Raw genomic sequence first — 18,189 nt, 5'->3', positions numbered from 1 at the left:
CCGTCGCTTGACTGGCCTGCCTCACCCTTAAATCCACCCCCTGTCCCACTGTGGTTCGGAACTTGCTACTTCTGACCTGACGTAGCACTCCAGTAGCAGTCATCACGCGCCACAAGCGCCCATTGGTTTTAGGGATTGAATAATGAAAAAAGCATTTCTGGTCCTCTCTGCACTGACTTTATCCATGGCAGCAGGCACCGCATTGGCCAAAGACTATAAAGAGCTGCGTTTCGGGGTCGATCCGTCATATGCACCGTTTGAATCCAAGGCCGCCGATGGCAGCCTGGTGGGCTTCGATATCGATCTGGGGAATGCCATCTGCGCCGAGCTGAAAGTGAAATGCAAATGGGTCGAAACCGATTTCGACGGCACCATTCCCGGGCTTAAAGCCAACAAATTCGATGGTGTGATCTCGTCCATGACCGTGACCCCGGCCCGGGAAAAGGTCATCGATTTCTCTAACGAACTGTTCTCCGGCCCAACCGCGCTGGTGTTCAAAAAGGGCGCGGGGCTGGACGCCACACCTGAATCGCTGAAGGGCAAAAAGGTCGGTTATGAGCAAGGCACCATCCAGGAGGCCTATGCCAAGGCAGTGCTGGACAAGGCCGGGGTTACCACTCAGGCCTATGCCAACCAGGATCAAGTGTATGCCGACCTGACTTCAGGCCGTCTGGATGCATCGATCCAGGACATGCTGCAAGCCGAACTGGGCTTTTTGAAAACCCCGCAAGGCGCTGATTACGAAGTCAGCAAGCCCGTGGACAGCGAGTTGCTACCGGCCAAAACTGCGATCGGCCTGAAAAAAGGTAACAAAGATCTACAAGACCTTTTGAACAAAGGTATCAAAGCGTTACACGACGATGGCAGCTACGCCACGATCCAGAAAAAACACTTTGGCGATTTGAATCTGTACAGCGGCAAATAACGCCCTGGCGCCCACACTTGGGTGGGCGCTTTTTTGACTGCCATAGGTTCAATTCAGATGTTTGAAAACCTTTTACAGAACCTTGGGCTTGCGACTTTCAGCCTGCAGGGTTTCGGTCCGCTGCTGCTGCAAGGCACGTGGATGACTCTCAAACTGGCAGTGCTGTCACTGGCAGTGAGCGTACTGCTCGGACTGCTCGGCGCCAGCGCCAAACTCTCCAGCCACAGGCTGCTGCGTGTGCCTGCCCAGCTCTACACCACCCTGATTCGCGGGGTACCTGACCTGGTACTGATGCTGCTGATTTTTTACAGCCTGCAAACCTGGCTCACCAACTTTACGGATGCGATGGACTGGGAATACATCGAAATCAATCCGTTCAGTGCTGGTGTCATAACCCTGGGTTTTATCTACGGCGCTTATTTCACAGAAACCTTTCGCGGCGCGATCCTCTCCGTCCCCCGCGGCCAGATCGAAGCAGCTACCGCCTATGGCCTCAAACGCGGCCAGCGGTTCCGATTTGTGGTTTTCCCGCAGATGATGCGCTTCGCCCTCCCGGGCATTGGCAACAACTGGATGGTGATGCTCAAGGCCACTGCGCTGGTGTCGATCATCGGGCTGGCCGACCTGGTCAAGGCGGCTCAGGATGCGGGCAAAAGTACCTACCAGTTGTTTCTGTTTCTGGTCATCGCTGCACTTATTTATCTGGCGATCACCAGCGCCTCGAACTTTGTTTTACGCCGCCTTGAACGCCACTACGGCGCGGGCGCCCGAGAGGCAGTGCGATGATTGAGTTACTACAAGAGTACTGGCGACCGTTCCTCTACAGCGACGGCTACCACATCACCGGCCTGGCGATGACATTGTGGCTACTGAGCGCATCCCTGGTGATTGGCTTTGTACTGTCTATTCCGCTGTCCGTGGCACGGGTTTCATCCAGACGCTGGGTGCGCTGGCCGGTGCAGTTCTACACCTGGCTGTTTCGTGGCACCCCGCTGTATATCCAGTTGCTTATTTGTTACACCGGGATCTACAGCATCGAGGCAGTCCGTGCTCAGCCCGAACTCAATGCATTCTTTCGGGACGCCATGAACTGCACGATTCTGGCATTTGCCCTCAATACCTGTGCCTACACCACGGAAATCTTTGCCGGTTCCATTCGCAGCATGGCCCATGGCGAAGTGGAAGCGGCCAAGGCCTATGGTCTTGACGGCTGGAAACTCTATGCCTACATCATTCTGCCTTCGGCCTTGCGCCGCTCATTGCCGTATTACAGCAATGAGGTGATTCTGATGTTGCACTCGACCACCGTGGCCTTTACCGCAACTATCCCCGATGTACTGAAAGTTGCGCGGGACGCAAACTCGGCGACCTTTCTGACGTTCCAGTCCTTCGGGATCGCGGCCATCATCTACTTGTGCGTTACCTTTTTGTTGGTCGGTTTATTCCGCCTGGCGGAGCGCCGCTGGTTAGCCTTTCTCGGCCCTGCACACTAGGATTTTTCCATGCAGCGACATCAAACCCATCCCTTGCTGGCCCCCGTCCCGGGCACCGAACGGCATATTCACAGTTTCCACTACGGCCCCTCGAAGCCACAGGGCAAGGTCTACATTCAGGCCTCGCTGCATGCCGACGAGTTGCCCGGCATGCTGGTGGCCTGGCACCTGAAGCAACATCTGGCGGCCCTGGAAAGTGCTGGCCGGTTGCGCAGCGAAATCGTGCTGGTGCCAGTGGCCAATCCGGCGGGACTGGAGCAAGTCTTGATGGACATCCCGCTGGGCCGGTATGAACTGGAAAGCGGGCAAAATTTCAATCGCAACTTTCTGGATCTAAGTACACAGATCGGTGATGAACTTGAGGGTTTGTTAAACCAGGATCCCTTGTACAACCGGCAACTGATCCGTCGTCACCTGCGTGAAGCCCTGGGGGCACAAACCGCGACAACGCAACTGCAGTCGCAACGGCTGACCCTCCAGACACTGGCCTGCGACGCCGATCTGGTGCTGGACCTGCACTGTGATTTCGAGGCCGTGGCGCACCTGTACACCACGCCCGAGGCCTGGCCACAGGTCGAGCCGCTGGCACGCTATCTCGGCGCCCAGGCCAGCCTGCTGGCGACCGATTCCGGCGGCTTGTCATTCGATGAGTGTTTCACGCTGCTGTGGTGGCAGTTACAACAACGCTTTGGACATGACTTCGCCATGCCACAGGGCAGTGTTTCCGTCACCGTCGAATTGCGCGGCCAGGGCGATGTCAGCCATGCCCTGGCCGAGCAGGACTGCCAGGCGCTGCTCGATTATCTGATCGGGTTTGGCGCCATCGAGGGAACCACCGGAGTGCTTCCCCCGCTGCTCTACCCCGCGACCCCGCTGGCAGGTGTCGAACCCGTCATGACGCCGGCCGGGGGAATTCTGGTGTTTTGTGCCAGCCCCGGAGATTACCTGCAGGCGGGCCAATTGATTGCCGAGGTCATTGACCCTGTCAGCGACCGGCTGACCCCGGTTTATTGCACCACTGCAGGCCTGCTCTATGCCCGCTCATTGCGGCGCATGGCCACCGCCGGGATGGTCATCGCCCATGTTGCCGGGCAGCAAGCCTATCGCAGCGGCTATCTTCTTTCCCCTTGAGGTCAGCATGTTCAAACTTACCGTCGAAGGCCTGCATAAAAAATATGGCACCAACGAAGTGCTCAAGGGCGTGTCACTCAAGGCTAAAACCGGGGATGTCATCTGCCTGATCGGGGCCAGCGGCTCCGGCAAAAGCACCTTTTTGCGCTGCATCAACTTTCTTGAAACCCCCAATGACGGAACCATGACCCTTGATGGTCAGTTGATTCGTATGGTCAGCGACAAACAAGGTATGCGAGTGGCCGATGATGACCAGTTGCAACGCTTGCGCACCCGCCTGGCCATGGTGTTTCAGCACTTCAACCTGTGGAGCCACATGACGGTGCTGGAAAACATCACCCTCGCGCCGCGCCGGGTGCTGGGGGTCAGCAAAAAAGACGCTGAAGAGCGGGCTCACCGCTATCTGGACAAGGTAGGCCTGCCTGCCCGTGTTGCCGATCAATACCCTGCATTTCTGTCCGGCGGCCAGCAACAGCGCGTGGCTATTGCCCGGGCACTGGCGATGGAACCGGAAGTCATACTGTTCGACGAACCCACTTCGGCGCTGGATCCTGAGCTGGTTGGCGAAGTCTTGCGGGTGATTCAGGGCCTGGCCGAGGAAGGCCGCACCATGATCATGGTGACCCACGAGATGAACTTCGCACGCAAAGTGGCGAGCCAGGTGATGTTCTTGCATCAAGGCCTGGTGGAAGAACAGGGCACACCACAGGAGGTGCTGGATAATCCCAAAAGCGAGCGCTTGCGTCAGTTCCTCAGCGGAAATCTGAAATAGGCCATCCCTTGATTGGCATTCATGCCCTGCCAGCCAGGCTCTGCGCCTGGCCATTGCACGGCAAAGGGCTAGCGGGGGCGCAAGGTAACCTGCGCGCGATCAGGCTACTGGCGCGGGTGGAGGCTCATCCGGAATGGTAGGTACGCCCGGCTCGGTCGGTAGCGGGGTATCAGGGTCAGGCTGACCGGGAATGCCACCTGCCTGCACCTGGGGCTGAGCCAGCAGCGACCAGGCCAGCAAGCCCACCTGGTTAGGCTCAAGACTGGCCAGCTGGGCGCGGATACTCGGATCGATCTTCATAGGGCAACTCCTGAGCGATAAACCGGCCCGCTGGGTGCGTGACCGGAAATACACTCAATAGAGTATCAATTCGCCCAGGAATTCCCTCAGCTCGTCAGGTGCGGGGCAAGGTTACGCCGCGCTGACCCTGATATTTGCCGCCACGGTCCTTGTACGACACTTCACACTCTTCATCCGACTCGAAGAACAGCATCTGCGCCACGCCTTCGTTGGCGTAGATTTTGGCTGGCAGCGTGGTGGTGTTGGAGAACTCCAGCGTGACGTGGCCTTCCCACTCCGGCTCAAGCGGCGTCACGTTAACAATGATCCCGCAACGGGCGTAGGTGCTTTTACCCAGGCAGATGGTCAGCACGTTGCGCGGGATACGGAAGTATTCAACCGTACGGGCAAGGGCAAAGGAGTTCGGCGGAATGATGCACACATCGCTGGTGACATCGACAAAGCTGCCTTCATCGAAGTTCTTTGGATCAACGGTGGCCGAATTGATGTTGGTGAACACCTTGAATTCGTTTGCGCAACGAACGTCGTAGCCATAGCTCGACACACCGTAGGAAATCAGGCGGTTTTCGCCTTCGCCACGCACCTGACGCTCGACGAAAGGTTCGATCATGCCGTGTTCTTGCGCCATGCGGCGAATCCACTTGTCTGGTTTGATGCTCATGGCGGGAGTCCTGAATAGCGAGGTAGAAAAATTCTGTCGGGCATCTTACCGCCCCCCAAGGCCCGGTTCAAAAGTCTGGGACAAAAATATCGAAAATAGCTGCACAACCCCTGAATACAGGCTGCACGGACAACCGCCAGTCACGTTTTTAGAGAAACCTTTGCAAAGACCCTTTGCACGTTCGGCAAAAAGGGTTAAGGTGGCGCCACTGTGCTGCTTGTGTCACTGAGAATCTCTACACGATATGTTGAATTTCGATCCAACCATCTCCAAGAATTTTTCCTGCTCTTTGCACTCAGTCTCGGCCAGGGCTTTTCCTGCGTCGCAGTTTTCTTTGTTCAAGGAGTTACACCATGTCTAATCGCCAAACTGGTACCGTTAAGTGGTTCAACGATGAAAAAGGCTTCGGCTTCATCACTCCACAATCCGGTGACGACCTGTTTGTTCACTTCAAAGCAATCCAATCCGACGGCTTCAAAAGCCTGAAAGAAGGCCAACAGGTTTCTTTCATCGCTACCCGCGGTCAGAAAGGCATGCAAGCTGAGGAAGTTCAAGTTATCTAACTTGTACTGATCCAGTAAAAAACCCCGCCCTTAAAAGCGGGGTTTTTTTATGCCCGCAATAAATGCACCCGGCAACCCTTTGTAATCCCCTGGCTTGCCAGCGATGCAGGGGATGCGGTTCGACTTCAGACCATGTAGATGTAATCGCTGGCGAGCCAGCTCCCACAGTTACTCAGCGCTTGCGCCAAACTGCATCTCCTGCTGCCAACCGTCAGTCGTCGCTGCTGGTGATTGTAGGCATGGCCTGCGAGGCAGCCTCAGACATAACTATGCGCGCCCCGACATGCCGGGCCAGTTCCTGATAGATCAACGCAACAGGGCTGTCCGGATCTGCAATCGCAGTTGGCTTGCCATTATCGGCCTGCTCACGAATCGCCATCGACAGCGGCAGTGACGCAAGCACTTCAACGCCGTACTGAGTGGCCAGCTTCTCGCCACCGCCTTCGCCGAACAGATGCTCGGCATGACCGCAGTTCGAGCAAATGTGCACCGCCATGTTTTCCACAACACCCAGTACCGGGATATTCACCTTGCGGAACATCTCGACACCTTTACGCGCATCCAGCAACGCCAGATCCTGCGGGGTCGTCACTATCACCGAACCGGTCACCGGGACTTTTTGCGCCAGGGTCAGCTGAATATCACCCGTGCCGGGCGGCATATCGATGACCAGATAATCCAGATCATTCCATGCCGTTTGCGTAACCAATTGCAGCAATGCGCCCGACACCATCGGACCGCGCCATACCATTGGCGTGTTGTCGTCGGTCAGAAACGCCATCGACATCACTTCGACACCATGGGCCTCAATCGGCACAAACCACTTCTGATCACGAATTTTCGGACGGGTGCCTTCAGCAATACCAAACATCACCCCCTGGCTCGGACCATAGATATCCGCATCCAGAATCCCCACCCGCGCGCCTTCACGCGCCAGCGCCAGCGCCAGGTTGGCAGCAGTAGTCGACTTGCCTACACCACCTTTCCCGGAAGCCACGGCCACAATGTTTTTCACATTGGCCAGGCCCGGGATCTGAGCCTGGGCCTTATGCGCAGCAATCACGCAGCTGACCTCAACCTTGGCCGAGGACACCCCGTCCATGTTGCTGATAGCCATTTGCAACATTTGCCCCCAGCCACTCTTGAACAGACCGGCGGCATAACCCAGCTCCAGCCGAACGCTGACGTGCTCACCCTGGACTTCAATGTTACGTACGCACCCGGCACTGACCGGATCCTGATTCAAATAAGGGTCGGTGTATTGGCGAAGGACGGCCTCCACCGCTGCGCGATTGACTGCGCTCATGGGCAACTCCCGAAAAAGACTGAGTAAAACAGCCCGCTATCGTACCTACAAAAACACCGTAAACGATCAGATACACGTCGACGGGGTGAAATAAATTGCCCGGCGCTTTATAGTGGCCGACCACCGTCTCATCAAGTAGCCGAGCCCCATGTCCGAGCCACGCAAGATCCTCGTCACCAGCGCCCTGCCCTATGCCAATGGTTCAATTCACCTTGGCCATATGCTTGAGTACATCCAGACCGATATGTGGGTGCGCTTCCAGAAGCATCGCGGCAATCAATGCACTTACGTCTGCGCAGACGACGCCCACGGCTCGGCAATCATGTTGCGCGCCGAGAAAGAAGGCATCACGCCAGAACAACTGATCGCCAACGTCCAGGCTGAACACAGCGCCGACTTTTCCGAGTTCCTCGTCGATTTCGATAACTTCCATTCGACCCACTCCGAAGAGAACCGTGAGCTGTCGAGTGCGATTTACATCAAGTTGCGCGAAGCTGGGCATATCGCCACCCGCTCGATCACCCAGTATTTCGACCCGGAAAAGAAAATGTTCCTGGCCGACCGCTTCATCAAGGGCACTTGCCCTAAATGCGGCACGGATGATCAGTACGGCGACAACTGCGAAAAATGTGGTGCGACCTATGCACCAACCGACCTGAAAAATCCAAAGTCAGCGATCTCGGGGGCAACCCCGGTACTCAAGGACTCCCAGCACTTCTTCTTCAAGCTGCCAGACTTCGACGCCATGCTCAAAAGCTGGACCCGAAGCGGCGCACTGCAAGATGCAGTCGCAAACAAAATCGCCGAATGGCTGGATGCAGGACTGCAGCAGTGGGACATTTCCCGTGATGCGCCCTACTTCGGATTCGAGATTCCGGACGAGCCGGGCAAGTACTTCTATGTCTGGCTGGATGCGCCAATCGGCTACATGGCCAGCTTCAAGAACCTGTGTGCTCGCCGTCCGGAACTGGACTTCGATGCGTACTGGGCCAAGGACTCCACCACCGAGCTTTATCATTTCATCGGCAAGGACATCGTGAATTTCCACGCCCTGTTCTGGCCTGCCATGCTCGAAGGCGCTGGCTATCGCAAGCCGACAGCGATCAACGTCCATGGCTACCTGACCGTCAACGGTCAGAAAATGTCCAAATCCCGCGGCACCTTCATCAAGGCCCGTACTTACCTTGATCACCTGTCGCCGGAATACCTGCGCTACTACTACGCATCCAAACTGGGCCGTGGCGTCGATGACCTTGACCTGAACCTGGAAGACTTCGTACAGAAGGTCAACTCGGATCTGGTGGGTAAAGTTGTGAACATTGCCAGCCGTTGCGCAGGCTTCATTCACAAGGGTAACGCCGGGGTAATGGTCGAAGGCAATGCGGCTCCCGAGCTCACCGATGCGTTCCTGACTGCGGCACCGAGCATTGCCGAGGCTTATGAAGCCCGCGACTTCGCTCGTGCCATGCGTGAAATCATGGGCCTGGCCGATCGGGCCAACGCCTGGATTGCCGAGAAAGCGCCATGGGCAATGGCCAAACAGGAGGGCAAGCAGGACGAAGTTCAAGCGGTCTGCGCATTGGGCATCAACCTGTTCCGTCAACTGGTGATCTTCCTCAAGCCGGTTCTGCCAGTGCTTGCCGCTGACGCCGAAGCCTTTCTGAACGTTGCGCCTCTGACCTGGGCAGATCACAGCACCCTGCTGGCCAACCATCAGCTCAATGCGTTCAAACCGCTGATGACGCGCATCGATCCGGTAAAAGTACAAGCCATGAGTGATGCATCTAAAGAAGACCTGGTTGCCAGCCAGACAGATACCGGCACAGCCGCTCCTCAAGGCAACGGCGAACTGGTAAAAGAACCGCTTGCAGCCGAGATCGACTTCGATGCTTTTGCCGCGGTGGATCTGCGGGTAGCCCTGATCCTCAAGGCCGAAGCGGTTGAAGGCGCAGACAAACTGCTGCGCCTGACCCTGGATATCGGCGACGAACAACGCAATGTGTTCTCGGGGATCAAAAGCGCTTATCCGAACCCGGCTGAACTTGAAGGTCGCCTGACCATGATGATTGCCAACCTGAAACCGCGAAAAATGCGCTTCGGGATGTCTGAAGGCATGGTGATGGCTGCCGGCCCCGGCGGTGAAGAAATTTACCTGCTTAGCCCGGACAGCGGCGCCAAGCCAGGCCAGCGCATCAAGTAACATGTCCTCCCCATCCGCTAACGGCCAACTAGCCGTTAGCGGATGTTGATCCCTAGCCGCCCTTCTTGTCTTGCCGGATAATCAGCGCCGCTGGTTTAACCGCCTCACACCCTCTTATTCACTGCGCATGATGAGTGTCGCCCGGGTGCGGCCCGCCGTCGCTGGACTGATCACACCATGAGCCTGATTCAACGTATTGATGCCTTATTGCCGCAAACCCAGTGCGGAAAATGCGGCCACCCCGGCTGCAAACCCTATGCGCAAGGTATTGCCCAGGGCGAGCCCATCAATAAATGCCCGCCCGGCGGGACCGAGACCATCGCCGCACTGGCTGATTTGCTTGCCATTCCCGTGGTGGCCCTGGACACCGGGCGTGGTACCGCACCGGCACAGGTAGCCTACATTCGCGAAGCTGAGTGTATCGGCTGTACCAAGTGCATCCAGGCCTGCCCTGTCGACGCGATCCTCGGCGCAGCCAAGCTCATGCACACTGTAATCATTGATGAATGCACCGGTTGCGACCTCTGTGTTGCGCCCTGCCCTGTCGATTGCATAGAGATGCGTCCTCTGCCGGCCAATGTAATCCCGATTGTTGCCGGACTTGCCCACGAGCCCGAACAGTACAAGGCTCGTCACCAAAAGCGCGATCACGCACGCAGCCGCTTTGAGCGACGTACCGAACGCCTGCTCCGTGAGGAGCAACACAAACAGGCAGAACGCCTGGCACGCGCCCAGCGTTCGTCAGCCGTCGACGGCACCGGGCAACTCAAAGAGCCGACAACCGGGTCTTCCAGTGCCGACGAAATGGCGCTGAAAAAAGCCAAGGTCACACTGGCAATGGCACGCGCACAGTTAAACAAATCGCTTAAAGCCTTTGGTCATCCTCCTACTGCGCAACAGCAATCCCAGCTGGTGCTCCTGCAACAACAATTTGAGGCAGCCGAACAGGCACTGGCGCAATTTGAACCTGCCCCTGAAGCCTCAATTAGCGCACCGGCCATAAACAACGCGGAACTTAAACGTGCAAAAATCCAGCTCGCCATGCGCCGGGCAGAACTTAAAAAAGCCACCACCCAAGAACAGCCCAGTGCGCAACTGGCGCTTTTGAATGACGCGGTTACACAGGCAGAATTGGCAATCAGCGCTTTGGAGTCACCCAAAGCCTGATGGAATTTAGCCATGAAATAACTGACCGCTCTCCAGGAATTGTGTTTACCCATGAACGCCGCAAAGCGCCTTGAAATATTTCGCCGGTTTCACGAAGACAATCCCGAGCCCAAAACCGAACTGGCCTACACGTCTCCCTTCGAATTATTGATTGCCGTTATCTTGTCTGCGCAAGCCACCGACGTAAGCGTGAACAAGGCAATGGCCAAATTGTTTCCAGTCGCAAATACCCCAGAAGCCATCTACGCTCTGGGAGTGGAAGGGCTGTCGCAGTACATCAAAACCATCGGCCTGTATAACAGCAAGGCCAAGAACGTTATCGAAACCTGTCGTTTACTGATTGAACGGCATGCCGGCCAGGTTCCACAAACCCGCGAGGAGCTTGAAGCGCTTCCCGGTGTAGGTCGTAAAACAGCAAACGTCGTGCTTAACACCGCCTTCAGACAGCTGACCATGGCCGTAGATACCCATATTTTCAGGGTCAGTAACCGAACCGGTATTGCACCAGGCAAAAATGTGGTCGAGGTTGAAAAGCAATTAATGAAATTCGTACCCAAGCCTTATCTGCTCGACGCCCACCACTGGCTCATCCTGCATGGTCGTTACGTTTGCCAGGCGCGCAAGCCGCGCTGCGGGAGCTGCCGCATAGAAGACCTGTGTGAATTCAAGCAAAAGACCTCTGACGATTGAGCGATAGAGCGTTTATGTGCTGATCGATTGAGAAAATCTTTTTTACCCGCGCAGCGATTATCGCTATAAGGGGCGCCATTGAATGTCTTAGCCTGGAGTGAACTGAATGAGCACTGGCAAAGAACAACTGGAAGTGGAAGAAGATTTTCCTGTCTCAGATCCGGAAGAGATAGTGGAACCTGTGGTTGAGGTAGCTAAAACCAATTTGGCCAAACGCCGGACGATTGATGCGCTTTTAGCTGAAAAGCGCCTGAAAAAAGAGCTGGAAGATTATCCTTACGATCTTTGACTTTTAGCTCGCGAGATCAAAAGCCTCCATTAACGGAGGCTTTTTGTTTTCAGGAGCTGTCGAAGAGCAACGGCTCACATCCTATTCATTCCAGACCATTACGCTGCGCCAATTCAATAAGATCAACCAGCGAGCGGGCATTGAGTTTCAATAGAAGACGCGTTTTGTAAGTACTCACGGTCTTGTTACTCAAAAATATGCTGTCGGCTATTTCCTTGTTGCTCTTACCCTTTGCCAGTTGTTGCAGCACCATCATTTCCCGCCCCGACAGACGATTGATCATATCTGCTTCACTGGTACTACCAAAACTGGAACGCGTGGAGTGCAAGGCCTGGTTCGGGAAATAGCTATACCCTGAAAGCACTGCCTTGATCGCACTCAACAGTTCAGTCAAACCTTGCTGCTTGCAAACGTAACCCGCGGCCCCCGCCTGCATGCAACGCATGGAAAAATGACCGGGCACTTGCGAGGTCAACACCAATATCTTTATAGGCATTACAGTTGTTGACAAGCGAGCTATAACTTCAAGGCCGTCAAGCCGGGGGATTCCGATATCCAGAATCACAATATCGGGTGTGTGCTCGCGAGCAAGTTGCAAAGCATCCACACCATTGTCCGTCTCTGCTATGACTTCGTATCCATGTCGCTCCATGAGCACGCGCACAGCAAGACGAACTACCGGGTGATCATCCACGATCATTACTTTATTCATGGGACAATTCCATTTTTCGCCGTTCTAAATTTTAGAGCCAATACAATAACCTAGTCATAACAGCCTGGGCATACCTCCTTGCCAGGTACCAACATTCAAAGAAAAATCCTACAAGAAATAAAGATTTATCCTAAAAAACAACACTAAACGATTATTACTCCCTCTCGCAAAACCTGTGGGCACTGTGTGCCGCACAAGAAAGCTCTCAGATTGTATATTCAACCTTAATTGCGACTGACAGGCATTACTACAAACTGTAGTAAGTTCCATCAGGTTCACCTGGCGACTTGAAGTGCGCACGCTGCGCCAACCCGAAATCAAGCCCATGATCATGCCGCCAACAGCCCTGGCATTGCATTTTTCAAATTGATTCGTATCAAAATACAACATCAGAAAACATTAATCTGTTTCTGATTAATTCAAACTATGCCGCAAGTTTTTTACCCGCAAAGACATGTGTGTGTATACCTCTGATGTTGACAACGACACTTCAGGCAGAGCAAAAAAAACCCGGCCTGAAGGCCGGGTTTTTTCATGTGTGCATATATCAGAACAGTTTACGGCCTTTATTCGCAGCAATACGCATGCGCAAGGCGTTCAACTTGATGAATCCAGCAGCATCAGCCTGGTTGTAAGCGCCGCCGTCTTCTTCGAATGTTGCAATATTTGCATCAAACAACGATTCATCAGATTTGCGACCGGTAACGATCACGTTGCCTTTGTACAGCTTGAGGCGAACTACACCGTTAACGTGAGCCTGGGAAGCATCAATCATTTGTTGCAGCATGATGCGCTCAGGGCTCCACCAGTAGCCGGTGTAGATCAGGCTGGCGTACTTGGGCATCAACTCGTCTTTCAGGTGTGCAACTTCACGGTCCAGAGTAATCGACTCAATGGCACGGTGAGCGCGCAGCATAATGGTGCCGCCCGGAGTTTCGTAGCAGCCACGGGACTTCATGCCGACATAACGGTTTTCAACGATGTCGAGACGGCCAATGCCGTGCTCGCCGCCGATACGGTTCAAGGTCGCCAGGACTGTAGCCGGGGTCATTTCAACGCCGTCCAGCGCGACGATATCACCGTTGCGGTAGGTCAGTTCCAGGTACTGCGGGGTGTCAGGCGCTTTCTCCGGGGAGACGGTCCAACGCCACATGTCTTCTTCGTGCTCGGTCCAGGTGTCTTCCAGCACGCCGCCCTCGTAAGAGATGTGCAGCAAGTTGGCGTCCATCGAGTACGGCGATTTTTTCTTGCCGTGACGCTCGATCGGGATGGAATGCTTTTCAGCATAATCCATCAGCTTTTCACGGGAGAGCAGATCCCACTCACGCCATGGCGCAATTACCTTCACACCAGGCTTCAGTGCGTAGGCACCCAGTTCGAAACGAACCTGATCGTTACCCTTGCCTGTCGCGCCATGGGAGATGGCATCTGCACCGGTTTCGTTGGCGATTTCGATCAGGCGCTTGGCAATCAGCGGACGTGCGATGGAAGTACCCAGCAGGTACTCGCCTTCGTAAACGGTGTTGGCGCGGAACATAGGGAACACGAAGTCTCGAACAAACTCTTCGCGCAGGTCATCAATATAGATTTCCTTGACGCCCATGGCTTGCGCCTTGGCGCGTGCAGGCTCGACCTCTTCCCCCTGACCCAGGTCAGCGGTGAAGGTTACGACTTCACAGTTATAAGTATCCTGCAGCCACTTGAGGATCACCGAAGTGTCCAGGCCGCCCGAATAAGCCAGAACGACCTTGTTTACGTCCGCCATGCCATCACTCCACGGGTTGTTCGAAAAGCCGAACAGTCTACCGCTCAAGTGGGAGAAATTACAGAGGCGCGACACGTTAAGACGACAAAGCGACAGTAAGTTTCAACAAGGCGACCAGTCGTCGCTACTCAGGACGCCGTACCCAAACTCGCCACACTGGCTGACGGGGCGGCTTTTCCGGGCTCGGGCACACGCTCCATGCGCACGCTGACACGACGGTTTTTAGCGCGGTTGCTGGCACTGGTATTAGGCACCAAGGGGTATTGTTCGCCATGGAAGCGCAACGTCATCTGCGATTCTTGCATGCCGTTTTCCTTGAAGTAGTTCATCACCGCCAGGGCCCGGCGCCGCGACAACTCACGATTGGTCAAACGATTGCCGCTATTGTCTGAATAGCCGTCAAGGATGAGGTGATTGACCGTAGGGTCTGCCTTTAAGTAGTCGAGCATGACTTGCAAATTGGTCCGGGCCTTGATGTCCAGCTCGATGCCACCGTCTGGAAATCCGATCTGGCTTTGGCGCACCTGCTCGAAGTTTTTGGCCAACAGCTTTGTAGTACAGGCCTCATAATCGCCGTAGGCCTGGCGAAACTTGACCGGCAATAAACGAACCTCCGACAAACCGCCGGCAGGCGAGTAATGCCTCACCAGGGGGCTACGGCCTTCCAGCAGGCCACGAAACAAGCGCCCTGCCTGGGCCTGCGAACTGTTGAAAAGTATGTGGCCGCGCCCGATGCGCACCGGCCCCAGATCAATGTCACCCCGACCCGGCTGCCACGGTGCAGCGGCTGCCAGCAAGGTTGCAGAACCTTCACCCAGCATTGAGTTGTAGGCATTGAGGCGAAATACGGCCTGTTCACCTGCACGGCGCACGAAGGCTCCCGAACCGAAATCGGTAATCGGCTGGATCAGCCGGCATTCAAATTTGTCGCCCTCGACCTTCCACTCAATATTCTCCAGTCGAGTCTGAAAAGTCAGGGCCATGGCTGGCAGGCTGGCAAACATGCCGAGCAGAATGAAATAACACTGGCGCACCGCAGCCTCCACAGCCTTGTACTGCAAAAAAACAGTCCGTCGGTTTACCGCAGACCCTTCGTATATCGGTTAGCCGCGACAAAACTTGATAGCGAGTGCCTGAGAGAGTCTTTTCCGGTAGCATTCGCATCAGTTTGACCCGCCTGGAATTCCCAATGTCTGACCGCCTGACCCTGCTGCGTCCCGACGACTGGCATATACATCTTCGCGATGGTGCTGTGTTGCCCCACACTGTCGCAGATGTGGCGCGCACTTTTGGCCGCGCCATCATCATGCCAAACCTGGTACCTCCGGTGCGTAATGCCGCCGAAGCAGATGCCTACCGCCAGCGCATTTTGGCTGCTCGCCCGGCTGGTAGCCGTTTCGAGCCGCTGATGGTGCTTTACCTCACTGACCGTACCCAGCCTGAAGACATCCGCACGGCCAAGGCCTGTGGCTTCGTGCACGCCGCCAAGCTGTATCCGGCTGGCGCCACGACCAACTCCGATTCTGGCGTGACCAGCATCGATGCGATCTTCCCGGTCCTTGAAGTCATGGCCGAAGTCGGCATGCCCTTGCTGATACACGGCGAAGTTACCCGCGCCAACGTCGACGTGTTTGACCGCGAAAAAATCTTTATCGACGAGCATATGCGCCGCGTTGTTGATCGCTTCCCGACCCTCAAAGTCGTGTTCGAGCACATCACCACCGCAGATGCAGTGCAGTTCGTCAATGAAGCTTCGGCTAACGTAGGCGCAACCATTACGGCTCACCACCTGCTTTACAACCGCAACCACATGCTGGTTGGCGGCATTCGCCCGCACTTCTATTGCCTGCCGATCCTCAAGCGCAACACCCATCAGGAAGCCCTGCTGGATGCGGCCACGAGCGGCAGCGAGAAGTTCTTCCTGGGCACAGACTCGGCGCCCCATGCCCAGCATGCCAAAGAAGCCGCGTGCGGATGTGCCGGGTGCTACACCGCCTACGCAGCCATCGAGATGTATGCCGAAGCATTTGAACAGCGTAACGCGCTGGACAAACTGGAAGCCTTTGCCAGCTTGAACGGCCCCCGTTTCTACGGACTGGCCCCCAGTACCGAACACATCACCCTGGTTCGCCAGGAGTGGACCGCCCCAACCAGTCTGCCATTCGGCGAGCTGACCGTAATTCCGCTGCGCGCCGGTGAAAAACTGCGCTGGCGCCTGCTGGAGGAACAGCTGTGAGTGACGACCATTATGATGACGAACACGAAGGCGGTCATGGCGGCGGCTCACGCCACCCGATGGCCGAGCGTTTTCGCGGCTATCTGCCGGTCGTAATCGATGTTGAAACCGGCGGTTTCAACAGCGCCACTGATGCCTTGCTGGAAATTGCAGCGGTCACCATCGGCATGGATGAAAGAGGCTTTGTGTATCCCGAACACACCTATTTCCACCGTGTTGAACCCTTTGAAGGCGCGAACATCGAAGCTGCGGCACTGGAATTTACCGGTATCAAGCTTGATCACCCGTTGCGCATGGCTGTCAGCGAAGAAACGGCCCTGACCGACATCTTCCGTGGCGTGCGTAAAGCCCTGAAAGCCAACGGCTGCAAACGCGCCATTCTGGTGGGTCACAACAGCAGCTTTGACCTGGGTTTCCTCAACGCAGCTGTCGCGCGTCTGGACATGAAACGCAACCCGTTTCACCCGTTCTCCAGCTTCGACACCGCCACCCTGGCAGGCCTGGCATACGGCCAGACGGTATTGGCCAAAGCCTGTCAAACAGCCGATATCGACTTTGACGGCCGTGAAGCTCACTCGGCACGCTATGACACTGAAAAGACCGCCGAGCTGTTCTGCGGCATTGTTAACCGCTGGAAACAAATGGGTGGCTGGAAAGACTTCAACGACTGATCCTGTGGTCAAGGCTTACTTCACCCCATAAAAAAACCGGACCCAGGGTCCGGTTTTTTTATGCCTGAAGCAGACCCTTACAGCTGGTCAGCATTCTCGGTCAGGTAAGCAGCAACGCCTGCAGTCGAAGCAGTCATGCCTTTGTCGCCTTTCTTCCAGTTGGCAGGGCAAACTTCGCCGTGCTCTTCGTGGAATTGCAGAGCGTCTACCAGACGCAGCAGCTCATCCATGTTACGGCCCAGTGGCAGGTCGTTAACGATCTGGGAGCGAACAACGCCTTTGTCATCGATCAGGAATGCGCCACGCAGAGCAACGCCGCCTTCGGTTTCAACATCATAGGCCTTGCAGATTGCGTGATTGATGTCGGCTGCCATGGTGTATTTCACCTGGCCGATGCCGCCATTGTTCACTGGCGTGTTGCGCCATGCGTTGTGAGTGAAATGGGAGTCGATGGACACGGCTACCACTTCAACGTTACGCGCCTGGAACTCAGGAATGCGGTGATCCAGAGCAATCAGCTCGGACGGGCAAACGAAAGTGAAGTCCAGCGGGTAGAAGAACACCAGGCCATATTTACCTTTGATGGCAGTGGACAGCGAGAAGCTGTCAACGATTTCGCCATTGCCGAGTACGGCTGCGACGGTGAAGTCAGGGGCTTGTTTGCCTACGAGTACGCTCATTGGATATCTCCTGGTGTGCAACGTGAAAAACGGGACCCGGCCAGGCTGCCATCGTGAAACAACAGCCTTGAAACCAGCTCTCGCGGAAAAAATGACCGTCCATCATACACCGCTCGTCCGAACCGGCCTTAACCCTTTTTCACCCCCCGAAAAACTCTCGGCTCGTACCGTTCGTCACTACAGGACCGCCAAGGCCTGATTGAGACTCAAGGTACTTTGACAATCATTCTCGTTAACATTAAGATCCTTCGCATTGAATCCCAACCAGCGATGGTTCTTATTTATGTACGTTTGCCTTTGCACTGGCGTCACCGATGGAAAAATCCGCGACGCAATCTACGACGGTTGCTGCAGCTACCGTGAAGTGCGTGAAGCGACGGGTGTCGCAAGCCAATGTGGCAAATGTGCCTGTCTGGCCAAGCAAGTGGTTCGTGAAACCCTGTCCTCGTTGCAAGCCAGCCAGTCTGTGATGAGTTATCCGGCGGAATTTTCAGTCGCCTGAATCGAGAATTTTGAAGAGCCGGACTTAATGTCCGGTTTTTTTATGTCTAAAATTCAAGCGCTTAGGACCAAGACGCGGAACACAAACATTCTTATTCCGATTAATTTTCATTTATTATTCAAACAC

Annotated in this window: 19 protein-coding genes and 1 pseudogene; 13 read left to right on the top strand and 7 right to left on the bottom strand. The window is 55.4% G+C overall.

Annotated features, from left to right (window positions below; all coding sequences use genetic code 11):
• Positions 1 to 142: 142 nt before the first annotated feature.
• From WG29040_RS10690 to WG29040_RS10670, 5 genes are read left to right on the top strand one after another with little or no spacing between them, the layout of a single operon-like run.
• On the top strand, positions 143 to 925 hold the full coding sequence (locus WG29040_RS10690) for a transporter substrate-binding domain-containing protein (RefSeq protein ID WP_003443157.1): 783 nt from the start codon (positions 143 to 145) through the stop codon (positions 923 to 925).
• Between the two features lie 57 nt (positions 926 to 982).
• The gene (locus WG29040_RS10685) at positions 983 to 1,711 is read left to right on the top strand and encodes an ABC transporter permease (RefSeq protein WP_127196127.1); all 729 of its coding nucleotides are present in this window, start codon (positions 983 to 985) and stop codon (positions 1,709 to 1,711) included.
• Positions 1,708 to 2,418, top strand: a complete 711-nt coding sequence (locus WG29040_RS10680; protein ID WP_003443160.1) for an ABC transporter permease — start codon at positions 1,708 to 1,710, stop codon at positions 2,416 to 2,418. Before WG29040_RS10685 ends, WG29040_RS10680 begins: the two co-directional genes overlap by 4 nt.
• Before the next feature lie 9 nt (positions 2,419 to 2,427).
• Positions 2,428 to 3,549 (top strand): succinylglutamate desuccinylase/aspartoacylase family protein, encoded by a 1,122-nt coding sequence (locus WG29040_RS10675; RefSeq protein WP_127196126.1) that lies wholly within the window; start codon positions 2,428 to 2,430, stop codon positions 3,547 to 3,549.
• A gap of 7 nt (positions 3,550 to 3,556) precedes the next feature.
• Entirely contained in the window at positions 3,557 to 4,321 is a 765-nt protein-coding gene (locus WG29040_RS10670) for an ABC transporter ATP-binding protein (RefSeq protein ID WP_127196125.1), read from the top strand.
• A 99-nt stretch (positions 4,322 to 4,420) separates the two neighbouring features.
• Here the strand turns inward: WG29040_RS10670 and WG29040_RS10665 are convergent, their stop codons facing one another.
• Both WG29040_RS10665 and dcd read right to left on the bottom strand, forming a co-directional pair.
• A complete protein-coding gene (locus tag WG29040_RS10665) occupies positions 4,421 to 4,621 on the bottom strand; it encodes a hypothetical protein (protein ID WP_003443163.1) in 201 nt (66 codons plus the stop codon).
• A 94-nt stretch (positions 4,622 to 4,715) separates the two neighbouring features.
• Entirely contained in the window at positions 4,716 to 5,282 is a 567-nt protein-coding gene (gene dcd, locus WG29040_RS10660; protein ID WP_003443164.1) for a dCTP deaminase, read from the bottom strand.
• 353 nt (positions 5,283 to 5,635) lie between these two features.
• Between dcd and WG29040_RS10655 the strand changes: the two genes are divergently transcribed.
• Positions 5,636 to 5,845: a cold-shock protein gene (locus WG29040_RS10655; RefSeq protein WP_002554837.1), complete on the top strand. Its 210-nt coding sequence runs from the start codon at positions 5,636 to 5,638 to the stop codon at positions 5,843 to 5,845.
• Between the two features lie 211 nt (positions 5,846 to 6,056).
• Here WG29040_RS10655 and apbC read toward each other — a convergent pair whose 3' ends face one another.
• Positions 6,057 to 7,151 carry an iron-sulfur cluster carrier protein ApbC gene (gene apbC, locus WG29040_RS10650; RefSeq protein ID WP_010655665.1) on the bottom strand — a complete coding sequence of 365 codons (1,095 nt, stop codon included), beginning with the start codon at positions 7,149 to 7,151 and terminating at the stop codon, positions 6,057 to 6,059.
• 148 nt (positions 7,152 to 7,299) lie between these two features.
• Here apbC and metG point away from each other — a divergent pair, with 148 nt between their 5' ends.
• The 4 genes and pseudogenes from metG (at position 7,300) to WG29040_RS10630 (ending at position 11,497) form a co-directional block, all read left to right on the top strand.
• Positions 7,300 to 9,351, top strand: a complete 2,052-nt coding sequence (gene metG / locus WG29040_RS10645) for a methionine--tRNA ligase (RefSeq protein ID WP_003443166.1) — start codon at positions 7,300 to 7,302, stop codon at positions 9,349 to 9,351.
• A gap of 156 nt (positions 9,352 to 9,507) precedes the next feature.
• Positions 9,508 to 10,518, top strand: a pseudogene (gene rsxB / locus WG29040_RS10640) (electron transport complex subunit RsxB); the annotation flags it as partial.
• A gap of 51 nt (positions 10,519 to 10,569) precedes the next feature.
• Positions 10,570 to 11,208, top strand: coding sequence for an endonuclease III (gene nth, locus WG29040_RS10635; RefSeq protein WP_003443169.1), 639 nt, complete (start codon positions 10,570 to 10,572; stop codon positions 11,206 to 11,208).
• Positions 11,209 to 11,314: 106 nt separating this feature from the next.
• Positions 11,315 to 11,497: a PA3496 family putative envelope integrity protein gene (locus tag WG29040_RS10630; RefSeq protein WP_003443171.1), complete on the top strand. Its 183-nt coding sequence runs from the start codon at positions 11,315 to 11,317 to the stop codon at positions 11,495 to 11,497.
• A gap of 85 nt (positions 11,498 to 11,582) precedes the next feature.
• On the opposite strand, the gene WG29040_RS10625 is transcribed toward WG29040_RS10630, so the two are convergent.
• The 3 genes from WG29040_RS10625 to WG29040_RS10615 all read right to left on the bottom strand — a co-directional run bounded on the left by WG29040_RS10625 (position 11,583) and on the right by WG29040_RS10615 (position 15,008).
• Positions 11,583 to 12,209, bottom strand: coding sequence for a response regulator transcription factor (locus tag WG29040_RS10625; protein ID WP_127196124.1), 627 nt, complete (start codon positions 12,207 to 12,209; stop codon positions 11,583 to 11,585).
• Between the two features lie 547 nt (positions 12,210 to 12,756).
• Positions 12,757 to 13,974 carry an argininosuccinate synthase gene (locus tag WG29040_RS10620; RefSeq protein ID WP_003443176.1) on the bottom strand — a complete coding sequence of 406 codons (1,218 nt, stop codon included), beginning with the start codon at positions 13,972 to 13,974 and terminating at the stop codon, positions 12,757 to 12,759.
• A 128-nt stretch (positions 13,975 to 14,102) separates the two neighbouring features.
• Complete coding sequence (locus tag WG29040_RS10615; RefSeq protein WP_127196204.1) at positions 14,103 to 15,008, bottom strand: OmpA family protein; 906 nt, start codon at positions 15,006 to 15,008, stop codon at positions 14,103 to 14,105.
• A 155-nt stretch (positions 15,009 to 15,163) separates the two neighbouring features.
• Between WG29040_RS10615 and pyrC the strand changes: the two genes are divergently transcribed.
• Positions 15,164 to 16,210, top strand: coding sequence for a dihydroorotase (gene pyrC / locus WG29040_RS10610; protein WP_127196123.1), 1,047 nt, complete (start codon positions 15,164 to 15,166; stop codon positions 16,208 to 16,210).
• Complete coding sequence (rnt, locus tag WG29040_RS10605) at positions 16,207 to 16,881, top strand: ribonuclease T (protein ID WP_003443180.1); 675 nt, start codon at positions 16,207 to 16,209, stop codon at positions 16,879 to 16,881. Before pyrC ends, rnt begins: the two co-directional genes overlap by 4 nt.
• A gap of 77 nt (positions 16,882 to 16,958) precedes the next feature.
• On the opposite strand, the gene WG29040_RS10600 is transcribed toward rnt, so the two are convergent.
• The gene (locus WG29040_RS10600; protein WP_003443181.1) at positions 16,959 to 17,561 is read right to left on the bottom strand and encodes a peroxiredoxin; all 603 of its coding nucleotides are present in this window, start codon (positions 17,559 to 17,561) and stop codon (positions 16,959 to 16,961) included.
• 283 nt (positions 17,562 to 17,844) lie between these two features.
• Between WG29040_RS10600 and WG29040_RS10595 the strand changes: the two genes are divergently transcribed.
• Positions 17,845 to 18,063, top strand: coding sequence for a bacterioferritin-associated ferredoxin (locus tag WG29040_RS10595; protein WP_003443182.1), 219 nt, complete (start codon positions 17,845 to 17,847; stop codon positions 18,061 to 18,063).
• Positions 18,064 to 18,189: the final 126 nt, after the last annotated feature.

This window comes from Pseudomonas sp. PAMC 29040 (genome assembly GCF_003994535.1).
Taxonomy (GTDB): Bacteria; Pseudomonadota; Gammaproteobacteria; order Pseudomonadales; family Pseudomonadaceae; genus Aquipseudomonas; species Aquipseudomonas paraversuta.
The sequence above is the reverse complement of the archived record's forward strand: the minus strand, read 5'-3'. Positions and strand labels throughout refer to the sequence as shown.